Annotated in this window: 9 protein-coding genes; 1 reads left to right on the top strand and 8 read right to left on the bottom strand. The window is 72.6% G+C overall.

All coding sequences use genetic code 11. The annotated features are described in order from the left end of the window. The first annotated feature begins 186 nt into the window (after positions 1–186). On the top strand, positions 187–846 hold the full coding sequence (locus E1211_RS26565; protein ID WP_132352036.1) for a DUF6766 family protein: 660 nt from the start codon (positions 187–189) through the stop codon (positions 844–846). Positions 847–888: 42 nt separating this feature from the next. Here E1211_RS26565 and E1211_RS26560 read toward each other — a convergent pair whose 3' ends face one another. From E1211_RS26560 to E1211_RS26525, 8 genes are all read right to left on the bottom strand, one after another. Next, the gene (locus E1211_RS26560; protein WP_132352034.1) at positions 889–1338 is read right to left on the bottom strand and encodes a GNAT family N-acetyltransferase; all 450 of its coding nucleotides are present in this window, start codon (positions 1336–1338) and stop codon (positions 889–891) included. A 111-nt stretch (positions 1339–1449) separates the two neighbouring features. Continuing rightward, the gene (gene obgE, locus E1211_RS26555) at positions 1450–2928 is read right to left on the bottom strand and encodes a GTPase ObgE (protein WP_132352032.1); all 1479 of its coding nucleotides are present in this window, start codon (positions 2926–2928) and stop codon (positions 1450–1452) included. Between the two features lie 89 nt (positions 2929–3017). Further along, positions 3018–3272: a 50S ribosomal protein L27 gene (rpmA, locus tag E1211_RS26550; protein WP_132352030.1), complete on the bottom strand. Its 255-nt coding sequence runs from the start codon at positions 3270–3272 to the stop codon at positions 3018–3020. An 11-nt stretch (positions 3273–3283) separates the two neighbouring features. After that, positions 3284–3598 carry a 50S ribosomal protein L21 gene (rplU, locus tag E1211_RS26545; protein ID WP_132352028.1) on the bottom strand — a complete coding sequence of 105 codons (315 nt, stop codon included), beginning with the start codon at positions 3596–3598 and terminating at the stop codon, positions 3284–3286. Positions 3599–3763: 165 nt separating this feature from the next. Continuing rightward, positions 3764–4246 (bottom strand): hypothetical protein, encoded by a 483-nt coding sequence (locus E1211_RS26540; RefSeq protein WP_132352026.1) that lies wholly within the window; start codon positions 4244–4246, stop codon positions 3764–3766. A 107-nt stretch (positions 4247–4353) separates the two neighbouring features. Next, entirely contained in the window at positions 4354–7425 is a 3072-nt protein-coding gene (locus E1211_RS26535; RefSeq protein ID WP_132352024.1) for an Rne/Rng family ribonuclease, read from the bottom strand. A 130-nt stretch (positions 7426–7555) separates the two neighbouring features. Beyond that, a complete protein-coding gene (locus E1211_RS26530) occupies positions 7556–8275 on the bottom strand; it encodes a TIGR03936 family radical SAM-associated protein (RefSeq protein ID WP_132352022.1) in 720 nt (239 codons plus the stop codon). Positions 8276–8420: 145 nt separating this feature from the next. Next, positions 8421–10406, bottom strand: coding sequence for a TIGR03960 family B12-binding radical SAM protein (locus E1211_RS26525; protein ID WP_132352020.1), 1986 nt, complete (start codon positions 10404–10406; stop codon positions 8421–8423). Positions 10407–10492: the final 86 nt, after the last annotated feature.

The following is a 10492-nucleotide window of genomic DNA, read 5'->3' as shown; positions in this document are numbered from 1 at the left end:
CCCCTGACCTCCCGCCGCCCCGGACGCCGCCGGTACGCCCCGGCGCAGCGTCACCGAACGCTCGGCCACTCCGATCCGGCGCCGTCACCCGAACGGGTGCTCCCGCGCCTTCCGGCACCGGTCCGGTTTGCCCGCTGAGCCGGTTGGGCACCGGAGAGTCACCGGATCACCGCCGAGGAGGTCGAGATGCCGCGCTGGTTACGCAACAACGCCCTGGCAGTCGCCATGTTCGGCGCGTTCTTCGTCTTCCTCACGCTGCAGAGCGTGTTCGGTTGGCAGAGCCACAACGAAGAGCTGGCCGAGTTCGGGGCCGCCCCGTTGAGCTGGCCCGCGTACCTGGCCACCGGACACTTCGCCGAGGCGGTCTTCGAGAACTGGGAGTCGGAGTTCCTCCAGATGGGCGGCTACGTCCTGCTCACCGCGTACCTGATCCAGCGGGGCTCGGCGGAGTCGAAGTCGGAGGACGAGACCGAGCGGCCCGAGGACGACGAGCGTCGGGCCACCGCCGCCTCACCCTGGCCGGTCCGCCACGGCGGCCTACCGCTCGTGATCTACCGGAACAGCCTCTCCCTCGCCCTGCTGCTGATCTTCGCCGGCTCGTTCGTCGGGCACCTCCTCGGCGGCACCGCGCAGTACAACGCCGAGCAGGCGCTGCAGAGCGGCGCCCCGCCGATCAGCTCCCTCCAGTTCCTCGGCACCAGCGACTTCTGGTTCCAGTCCATGCAGAACTGGCAGAGCGAGTTCCTGGCGGTCGGCACCCTGGTCGTGTTGAGCATCTTCCTGCGCCAACACTCGTCGCCGGAGTCCAAGCCGGTCACCAGAGCGCACGCCGAGACCGGCGCCTGAGCCGGGCGACGGCCGCCCGGGAGGCGGCCGGACCCACGCCGGTCAGGCGGGCACCGGCAGGCGCTTGGCGAAACAGACGCTGTACGGGTTGCCGGCGTACTCACCGTAGGTCGGAATCGGCTCGTAACCGCACGAGGTGTAGAGCCCGATCGCGGCCGGCAGGTACGTGCCGGTCTCCAGGCGGATAGTGCTCTGCCCCCGCTGGTACGCCAGCTCCTCCAGCGCGGCCAGCAGCTGCCGGGCGATGCCCCGCCCCCGGTACGCCGGCCGGACGTACATCCGCTTGATCTCGCCGGTCTCCGCGTCGAGGGACTGGAGACCTCCGCAGGCGACCGCCCGGCCGTTGACCACGACGGCGAGGTACCGGATGCCGTCATGGGTCTCGGTCGCCTGGCCGTCCAACCCGCCGTCAGCCTCCCGCAGCTCACGCTGCTGGGCGGTGACCAGGGCGGCGATCTCCGGATCGGTGGCGACGCGGAACTCGATCAGCATCGTTTCACGGTAGGCCGGGCGGATTTCCGCCAGGTTTCCGCGAAACGACCCGATCGCGGACGGTACCGAGCTATTCGGCGTCGTCGACGTCCCCGGTCGCGCCCGTACGAGCTATTCCGCGTCGTCGGCCGCGTCGGCTCCGATCCCGTCGGTCGCGTCAGTCGCGTCGGTGCCGATCTCGTCGGCGGGTCGCTGCCGGCGCGCCTTCCGGGCGGCGAGCCGCTCGGCCGCCGAGGCCCGCGTCGACTTCTCCTCCAACCGCTGGTCGGCGCCGCGCACGGTGGGAACGTACTCCACGCCGGCGTAGAGCGTCGGCTGCCAGTCGAACTCGCGCTCGCCGATGCGGACCAGGTCACCGGGCTGGGCGCCGGCCTTCGCCAGCTTCTCCTCGACGCCGAGCCGGGCCAGCCGGTCGGCGAGGTAGCCGACCGCCTCGTCATTGTCGAAGTTCGTCTGCCGGACCCAGCGCTCGGGGCGCGAGCCGCGGACGGTGTAGGAGCCGTCCGGCTCCGCCTCGATGGTGAAGCCGGCGTCGTCCACCGCGGCCGGACGGATCACGATCCGGGTCGGCTCGACGATCGGTGTCGCGGCGCGGGCCTCCTCGACGAGCTCCGCCATCGCGAACGTGAGCTCCTTCAGCCCCTCGCGGGTGGCGGTGGAGATCTCGAAGACCCGGAACCCGCGCGCCTCCAGGTCCGGCCGGACGATCTCGGCCAGGTCCCGGCCGTCCGGTACGTCGATCTTGTTGAGCGCCACCAGCCGGGGCCGGTCCGCCAGACCGCCGTACTGGTTCAGCTCGTCCTCGATGGCGTCGATGTCGGCGAGCGGGTCCCGGCCGAGCTCCAGCGTGGCGGTGTCGATGACGTGCACCAGCACCGCGCAGCGCTCGATGTGCCGGAGGAACTCCAGGCCGAGACCCTTGCCGCTGGCCGCACCGGGGATCAGGCCCGGCACGTCGGCGACGGTGAAGGTGTGGCTGTCGACCCGGACCACGCCGAGGTTGGGCACCAGGGTGGTGAACGGGTAGTCGGCGATCTTCGGCTTGGCCGCGGAGATCACCGAGATCAGCGAGGACTTGCCGGCCGACGGGAAGCCGACCAGGCCGACGTCGGCGACGCTCTTCAGCTCCAGCACCACGTCGAGGTGCTCGCCCGGCTCACCCAGCTCGGCGAAGCCCGGCGCCTTGCGGCGGGAATTGGCAAGCGACGAGTTACCCCGGCCGCCCCTACCGCCGCGCGCCGCCTCGAAGGTCGTGCCGGCGCCGACCAGGTCGGCGAGGACCGTGCCGTCCTGGCTCAGCACCACCGTCCCGTTGGGGACCGTGAGCACCAGGTCGGTGCCGTTGGCGCCGTCCCGGTGCGACCCGGCGCCGCCCTTGCCGTTCGGCGCCTTGACGTGCGGACGGAAGTGGAAGTCGAGCAGTGTGTGCACCTGCGGGTCGACGACCAGCCGCACGCTGCCACCGTGCCCGCCGTTGCCACCGTCCGGACCGCCGAACGGCTTGAACTTCTCCCGGTGGATCGAGACACAGCCGTGCCCGCCGTCGCCGGCCTGCAGGTGCAGAACGACCCGGTCAACGAACGTCGTCACGCCGTCAATCCTTCCAGCGGGGAGCGCCCCGCACGAGAAAAAGCGAAGCGGGCCGGGACACCAGGTCCGCGGCCCGCTTCGCTCGAGAACTACTGCTGCGGCACGATGCTGACGGTCTTGCGACCGCGCTTGGTGCCGAACTGGACCGCACCGGCGGACAGCGCGAAGAGCGTGTCGTCCCCGCCACGGCCGACCAGGTCACCGGGGTGGAACTTGGTGCCGCGCTGCCGGATGATGATCTCGCCGGCGCTGACCACCTGGCCACCGAAACGCTTCACGCCGAGCCGCTGAGCCGCGGAGTCACGGCCGTTACGCGAGCTGGACGCACCCTTTTTGTGAGCCATCTGAGGACGACCTACTTCCCGCTGGAGATGCCGGTCACCTTGACCTGGGTCAGCGGCTGGCGGTGACCCTGGCGCTTGTGGTAGCCGGTCTTGTTCTTGAACTTGTGGATCCGGATCTTGGGGCCCTTGGTGTGCGCGGCGATCTCGCCGGACACCGCGACCTTGGCGAGCTGGGCCGCGTCGGTCACCAGGTCGTCACCGTCGACGAGGAGCACCGCGGCCAGCTTCACCGCGTCGCCGGGGGCGCCGGCGAGCTTCTCGACCTCGATCACGTCGCCCTCGGCGACCTTGTACTGCTTGCCGCCGGTCTTGACGATCGCGTACATCGGAGGCGGACTCCCTGTCGTTGAGGCTGCTGGTGGTCGTCCCCACGGCGGCTCGCCGGGTAGCAGTGGCACGGCGGCGCGGGCACGCGGGAACTCGGCACACAAGAGTGCGCCGCAGGCCAGCGTACGCCATGCCCACCCCGCAGCCCAAACCGACCCGGCGGATCAGCCCGGGCAGAGCCGGTCGAGACGCTGCCGGAGGCGGTCCAGCCCGGTCTCGTCGAAGCTGTCCACGTCGGCGCCCATCGCCGCCACCTCGCCGGCCAGGTCGTCGAGGAGCGCGCCCAGCTGCGGGTCGGCGGCGCGAGCCGACTGCTCGCGCAGCACTGTCCGCCAGCCGTCGAGGGCGGCCCCGGCACGCCCGCGGGCGGTCTCGGCCGCCGTGCCGTCACCGGCGCCGACCGCCGCGACCATCCGGCCCAGCTCCTCGTCGTAGGTCCGGACCGCGACCTCGCCGGCTCGCCGGACCGCGGCGCAGACCGCGGGGCTGTCCCCACCGGTCGGAGCGCCATCCCCCGCCGTCGGACCGGCTGTCGACCCGGCCGGGCCGGCGGTGGTGCTCGGCGCGGCGGCGGGCGGCTCAGCCGCGCAGGCGACCGCCGGACAGAGGCCCGCGACCAGCACCGCCACCATGATCACTCGGCGCATCCGCGGTCCTCCCGCCCGGCGGCCCGCCGGAGACGACTCGGGCCCCCACCGGCCTCATGGTGCCGGAGTGGGGGCCCTGCCGTCCACGGGCGGAGCGACCGGTCAGGTCACGGGCGGGTACGCCGCCGGGTACCGCCGCGCCGGGAGCGGCGCCGGGTGGTGCTCTCCTCCTCGCCCTCCTCGGAGAGCGCGTCCGGGTCGTCGGCCCCGGCCAGCCGGGCCGACTCGCCCTCCTGGCTGTCGGCCACCGCCGGCGCGGCCTCGGTCGCCGTCTCGTAACGGGAGAGGTCGTAGCCCATCGTGTCGTAGTACTCGGCGTCGTGCCCCGAGGTCGTGTCGGCGCCGGTGACGGCGGCGGTGCTGGTGGTGGCGTCCACCTCGGTGGTGTCGGCGACGGGGTCGGTCTCGCTGACCTCGGCCACCGCGCGCTCCACCGGGGCCGCCTTGCGCGCCCGCCGCCGGCTGGTGCCACCCGACTCGGCGGGCGGGGTCACGACCGCGGAGGCGACCGCCTTGACCTTCTCCCCCGCCCCACCGGTCCGCGGCTTCTCCGGCACCGGCTCGGTGTGAATGATCACGCCGCGACCCTTGCAGCACTCGCAGGTCTCGCTGAACGCCTCCAGCAGCCCCGCGCCGATCCGCTTACGGGTCATCTGCACCAGACCGAGCGAGGTGATCTCGGTTACCTGGTGCTTGGTGCGGTCCCGGCCCAGGCACTCGGTCAACCGGCGCAGCACCAGCTCCCGGTTCGACTCCAGCACCATGTCGATGAAGTCGATCACCACGATGCCGCCCAGGTCGCGCAGCCGGAGCTGGCGCACGATCTCCTCGGCCGCCTCGAGGTTGTTACGGGTGACCGTCTCCTCCAGGTTGCCCCCGGAGCCGGTGTACTTGCCGGTGTTGACGTCGATGACGGTCATCGCCTCGGTGCGGTCGATCACCAGCGAGCCGCCCGAGGGGAGGAACACCTTGCGGTCCAGCCCCTTGAGGATCTGCTCGTCGATCCGGTACTCGGCGAAGACGTCCGTGATGCCGGCGTGGCGACGCAGCCGGGGAACCAGGTCCGGTGAGACGTGCGACAGGTACGAGTCGACCAGGTCGTACGCCTCGTCGCCCTCGATGACCAGCTCGCGGAAGTCCTCGTTGAAGAGGTCCCGGACCACCCGGATGACCAGGTCGGGCTCCTCGTAGAGCAGCACCGGAGCGCCGCCCTCGGCCGCCTTGGCCTGGATGTCCTCCCACTGCGCCTGGAGCCGCTTGACGTCCCGGGCCAGCTCGTCCTCGCTGGCGCCCTCGGCGGCGGTGCGGACGATCACACCCGCGCCGTCCGGGACCAGCTTCTTCAGCACGTCCCGCAGCCGCTTGCGCTCGGTGTCCGGCAGCTTCCGGCTGATCCCGGACGCGTTGCCGTTCGGCACGTAGACCAGGTGCCGGCCGGAGAGCGCGATGTGGCTGGTGAGCCGGGCGCCCTTGTGCCCGATCGGGTCCTTGGTGACCTGCACCAGCACCGAGTCGCCGGACTTGAGCGCCTGCTCGATCGAGCGGGCCCGCCCCTCCAGGCCGGTGGTGTCCCAGTTGACCTCGCCGGCGTAGAGCACCGCGTTGCGGCCCCGGCCGACGTCGACGAAGGCCGCCTCCATGCTCGGCAGGACGTTCTGCACCTTGCCCAGGTAGACGTTGCCGGCCATGGTGCCCGACGAGTTGCGGGTGACGTAGTGCTCGACCAGGACGCCGTCCTCGAGCACCGCGATCTGGGTGCGGTCGCCGCGCTGGCGTACCGCCATCACCCGGTCCACCGCCTCCCGGCGGGCCAGGAACTCCGACTCGCTGAGGATCGGCGGCCGGGTACGCCGCTGCTCCCGGCCGTCACGGCGGCGCTGGCGCTTCGCCTCCAGCCGGGTGGAGCCGGAGACGCCCTGGACCTCGTCCACGGTCCGGCGCGGCTCACGGATCTTGACCACGGTCGGGACACCGTCGTCGGCGCCCGCCTCCACGTCACCGGCGCCGCGACGACGGCGACGGCGGCGGCGACGGGTCATCCCGTCCCCGCCCTCGGTCTCGTCCTCCTCCTCGACCTCCTCGGCTTCGGGCTCGGCTTCGGCCTGCGCCGCCTCCTCGCCCTCGTCCTCCTCGGCCTCGTCGGCACCGCCCTTGCCCCGGCCACGACCGCGCCGGCCGCGCCGACGCCGGCGCCGGGCGGCGAGGGTGTCCTCGTCGTCCTCCTCGGCCTCGTCCTCCTCGGCCTCGGCGACCTCCTCGGTCGGCTCCTGCTCCGCCTCGGCCGGCTCCACGAGCTCGGCGTCCCGGCGGCCCCGCCGCCGACGGCGGGCCGGCTCGGCCGGTTCCTCGGCGGCCGGGGCCTCGGCGGGCGCGGGCTCGGGCGCCCGGACGACCGGCTCCGCGTCCGGCTGCGGGGCCATGAACAGCACGGTCGGAGCGGCGAGCGCGGCCCGCCGGCGGCGACCACGCGGCTGATCCACCACCTCGGCCTCGGTCGACTGCTCCGCGGTCACGGCGACCCCGGGCGCGACGTCGCCGGACTGCGCCCCGGCGTTGCTGTCGGGTTGCTCCGCGTCCTCGTCGGTGGTCTCCGGCTCCTCCGCTCGCGCGGTGGCCGGCGGAAGCTCACCGGTGCTCTCCTCGGCGGCTGCCGGCGGCACCGCCTCCTCGGCGGGCGTCTCCGCCACGGGTTCGGCCGGAGTCGCCTCGACCGGCTCGACGGCGGGCGCGGCCTTCCGCCGCCGGGTGCGGGTGACCTTGACGGGCGGGACGAGCTCCGCGGAGCCCTCCTCGACGGCCTCCGCGACCACCGGCTCCTCGACCGCCTTCGCGGCGGTCGCCTTGCGGCGCCGGCGCGGGGTCTTCGGGGCGATGTCGGAGTCACCGGAGATGGGCGCGAAGACCTCCGCCTGCGGGGACTCGGCGCTGCCCACGCCGCTGGTGGAGGCCGCCACGGGCGCGTCGGCCTGCTCCGGCTCGTTCACCGGCGTGGCGCGCCGCCGGGTGGTACGCCGCCGGGCCGGCGGCGCGAGCTCGGCGGTGCCGGACTCCTCGGCGCCCTCCGCGCCGATGCGGCTCTCCGTGCCGCCCCCGTCGACGGGGTTGTGCTGCTGATCGGCGGTGTCACCGGCCGGCTGTGAACCGGTCCGTTCGCCGCCCTCGGGCTCGTTCTCGAGCATGGACGTTCTCCAGTTCTGGCTACCCCGGGCGCGGGTGAGCGCTGCCACGCAGGGTCGCCGCAAAAGGTGTTCCGCCGGTGCGCGAGGTGCGCGACCGCCGAAGTCTGCCTACCCGAACGCCGACCGTCGGTCAGTGTTCGCCGATGGTTGCCCCGTCGCGGTCCGCATCCAACGGATCCACGATCTCGCCCTGCGCGGTCAGCGTGCCCTGAGCCAGCCGGGTCACTCTCGGCGGAACCGGCGGCTCCAGGCCGGCCACCACGCGGAGGCCGGAAAGGACGTCATCGGGTCGTACGGACGGGGTGACCTGCCGCACGACCACTTCGAGTATCGCACACGGTACGGCCGGTGCCCCGGAAGGCGTCTCCGACGGTGGGAGCACATCGACGGCGATGACGGCGGCACGGGCGTCGAAGGTGCGCCGCCCCTGCTTGGTCATCCGCTCGACCTGGATCTCCTCCGCGGCTGTGAAGGCCCTCACCGCGGGCTCCAGCGTCGCCGGGTCGACCTCGGGCAGCTCGATCCGCCACCGGGACGCCTCGATCCGGTCGGCGAGGCTGCCGCCACCGGCCACCACGGCGTCGAGCACGTCGAGGCCGGGCGAGAGCGCCGCGTCCAGGGCGATGCGCAACTGCTCCGGGTCGACCGGCTCACGCAGGCCGATCTCCAGGTACTCCGCCTCACTGCCCACGCCGGTGGGCGCCGCGGAGGCGTACGAGATCTTCGGGTGCGGGGTGAAGCCCTGGGAGAAGGCGATCGGTACGCCGGCCCGGCGCAGCGCGCGCTCGAAGGCCCGGGCGAAGTCCCGGTGCGAGGTGAACCGGAGTGGTCCCCGCTTGGCGTACCGGATCCGGACCCGCTGGACGACGGGTGCCTGGCCGCCCTCGGGTTGAGGCTTTCTGGCGATCGTGAGCTCCTCGGGGGTACCTGCGGGTCCGCCCCATCCTGTCGCAGCGTTCGTGACGGTACGCGGTCGGGGCGGAGACGTGTCGTCGCTACTGCTCGGCGCCGGCGGGCAACTTGAGCCCGTTGACCGGGGTGAGCGGGAGCAGTTTCTTACCGGTCGGCCCGATCTGGATCTCGGTGTCCATCGAGGGGCAGACGCCGCAGTCGAAGCACGGCGTCCACCGGCAGTCGTCCTGCTCGTACTCGCCCAGCGAGTCCTGCCAGTCCTGCCAGAGCCAGTCCTTGTCCAGCCCGGAGTCCAGGTGGTCCCACGGGAGCACCTCGAGCTCGTCGCGCTCGCGCGTGGTGTACCAGTCCAGGTCGACGCCGAACCCCGGCAGCACCTCGGCCGCCGCGTCCACCCAGCGCTGGTAGGAGAAGTGCTCGCTCCACCCGTCGAAGCGGCCGCCGTTCTCCCACACCCGGCGGATCACCGCGCCGACGCGGCGGTCGCCGCGGCTGAGCAGGCCCTCGATCAGCGACGGCTCGCCGTCGTGGTAGCGGAAGCCGATGGCCCGACCCAGTGACCGGTCGGCGTTGATCGCCTGCTTGAGCAGCCGGAGCCGGCCGTCGATCACCTCGGGCCGCTCCATCGCCGCCCACTGGAAGGGGGTGTGCGGCTTCGGCACGAACCCGCCGATGGAGACCGTGCAGCGGATGTCCTTCGACCCGGTCGCCGCCCGGCCGGCCCGGATCACCTCGTGCGCCATCTCCGCGATCTCGAGGACGTCGTCGTCGGTCTCGGTGGGCAGGCCGCACATGAAGTAGAGCTTCACCTGCCGCCAGCCGTTGGTGTACGCGGTGACGACGGTACGGATGAGGTCGTCCTTCGACACCATCTTGTTGATGACCTTGCGGATCCGCTCCGACCCGCCCTCGGGGGCGAAGGTCAGACCGGTCCGGCGCCCGTTGCGGGACAACTCCTGGGCCAGATCGATGTTGAACGCGTCCACCCGGGTGGAGGGGAGCGAGAGCGAGACGTTGGTGCCCTCGTACTGCTGGGCGAGGCCGGAGCACATGTCGCCGATCTCGGAGTGGTCGGCGGAGGAGAGCGAGAGCAGGCCCACCTCGTGGAAGCCGGAGAACTCCAGGCCCTCCCGTACCATCTGCCCCACTGTCGTGATGGAGCGTTCCCGCACCGGCCGAGTGATCATGCCGGCCTGGCAGAACCGGCAGCCGCGGGTGCAGCCCCGGAAGATCTCCACCGCGTACCGCTCGTGGACCGTCTCGGCGAGCGGCACCAGCGGCTTCTTCGGGTACGGCCAGGCGTCCAGGTCCATCGTCGTGCGCTTGTGCACCCGGAACGGCACGTCCGCCCGGTTCGGCACGACCCGCTGGATCCGGCCGTCGGGCAGGTAGTCCACGTCGTAGAAGCGCGGGACGTACACGCTCTCGGTGCGGGCGAGGCGCAACAGCAGCTCGTCGCGCCCACCCGGGCAGCCCTCCGCCTTCCACTCGCGGACGATCGCGGTGATCTCCAGCACCGCTTCCTCGCCGTCGCCGAGCACCGCGGCGTCGACGAAGTCGGCGATCGGCTCCGGGTTGAACGCCGCGTGCCCGCCCGCCAGGACCACCGGGTCGGCCTCGGTCCGGTCGGCGGCGAGCATCGGGATGCCGGCCAGGTCGATCGCGGTGAGCAGGTTCGTGTAGCCCAGCTCGGTGGCGAAGGAGACGCCGAAGACGTCGAAGTCCCGCACCGAGCGGTGCGCGTCGACGGTGAACTGCGGCACGCCGTGCGCCCGCATCAGCTTCTCCAGGTCCGGCCAGACCGCGTACGTCCGCTCGGCCAGCACGTCGGGCAGCTCGTTGAGCACCTCGTAGAGGATCTGCACGCCCTGGTTGGGCAGGCCCACCTCGTACGCGTCCGGGTACATCAGCGCCCAGCGCACCACCGCCGCGTCCCAGTCCTTGACCACCGCCCCCAACTCACCACCCACGTACTGGATGGGCTTCGTCACCTGGGGCAGCAGCGGCTCCAAGCGGGGCCAGACGGAGTTGGCCGCGACCGGGCGCGGCGTCGTGGACTGGACGCTCATGATGCCCAAGGGTACGCGCCCGCCCCGCGCGGCCACGCGGGCGGCGGTGACACGCCGTCACGGTCGGCGGTCGACCCACCCGCCCC

The organism is Micromonospora sp. 15K316, from assembly GCF_004348525.1.
Lineage (GTDB): Bacteria > Actinomycetota > Actinomycetes > Mycobacteriales > Micromonosporaceae > Micromonospora.
Note: the sequence above shows the minus strand (reverse complement) of the source record. Positions and strands in the feature narration are given on the sequence as shown.

Bases quoted from the DNA above. Each gene is read 5' to 3' on its own strand.
- E1211_RS26565 (WP_132352036.1), top strand. From the start codon at position 187: ATGCCGCGCTGGTTACGCAACAACGCCCTGGCAGTCGCCATGTTCGGC.
- E1211_RS26560 (WP_132352034.1), bottom strand. From the start codon at position 1,338: ATGCTGATCGAGTTCCGCGTCGCCACCGATCCGGAGATCGCCGCCCTG.
- rpmA (WP_132352030.1), bottom strand. From the start codon at position 3,272: ATGGCTCACAAAAAGGGTGCGTCCAGCTCGCGTAACGGCCGTGACTCC.
- rplU (WP_132352028.1), bottom strand. From the start codon at position 3,598: ATGTACGCGATCGTCAAGACCGGCGGCAAGCAGTACAAGGTCGCCGAG.
- E1211_RS26540 (WP_132352026.1), bottom strand. From the start codon at position 4,246: ATGCGCCGAGTGATCATGGTGGCGGTGCTGGTCGCGGGCCTCTGTCCG.
- E1211_RS26535 (WP_132352024.1), bottom strand. From the start codon at position 7,425: ATGCTCGAGAACGAGCCCGAGGGCGGCGAACGGACCGGTTCACAGCCG.
- E1211_RS26525 (WP_132352020.1), bottom strand. From the start codon at position 10,406: ATGAGCGTCCAGTCCACGACGCCGCGCCCGGTCGCGGCCAACTCCGTC.